This window comes from Pseudomonas putida (genome assembly GCF_028682475.1).
Classification (GTDB): Bacteria; Pseudomonadota; Gammaproteobacteria; order Pseudomonadales; family Pseudomonadaceae; genus Aquipseudomonas; species Aquipseudomonas putida_AG.
This window is the reverse complement of the sequence record NZ_JANHLE010000101.1, coordinates 1-549: the sequence shown is the minus strand read 5'-3', so window position 1 is coordinate 549 and position 549 is coordinate 1. Positions and strand designations below refer to the sequence as shown.

Genomic DNA, 549 nt, shown 5'->3' with positions numbered 1-549 from the left:
TGGCCGAATGCCGCGCCGCTGACCGACAAGGAAGCCTGCTGTGACTACTCAACAACCCCCCAGAATCAGCGCCAATACCGCCGCCATGGCAAAGAGTGCCAAGGACGTACGCTCGCCTCTCGGGGTGTGCCCGTTGATGAAGAAAGACCTGCAGTTGCTGCCGCTACGCTATGGACTGGTCGAACACCTCGATCCGGCGAGCGAGCTGGGCATGCCGTTCAAGACCAGGAGCCAGCCGCTGGGCATCCGCCTGCTGCGCGACGGTTATCTGTACATCGTCGATGGCACCCGCGGTTATCTGCACGAGTACAGCGTTGAAAACGGCCAGATCGCCAAGCTGCTGTGGAACAGTAACGAGGTCCGCACGGATACGCGCAGCACGGCGGTGGGTGAACCGCACCTGGTCTTCCCCCGGCAGAACACCTTGTACGCCTGCTACTCCGAAATCCAGTGGACGGCGTTCAAATGCGCGCAAGTGCTCAAGTCCAGGGACGACCGCCAGCGTTTGATGCAACGGGTCGACCTGCAGAGTGTCTGCCCGCTGCGCGG

The 549-nt window shown here is 62.1% G+C and carries 1 protein-coding gene; it reads left to right on the top strand.

The annotated features are described in order from the left end of the window. Positions 1-40: 40 nt before the first annotated feature. A partial coding sequence (locus tag NPS47_RS25340; RefSeq protein WP_337993429.1) for a toxin VasX occupies positions 41-549 on the top strand: 509 nt, incomplete at its 3' end.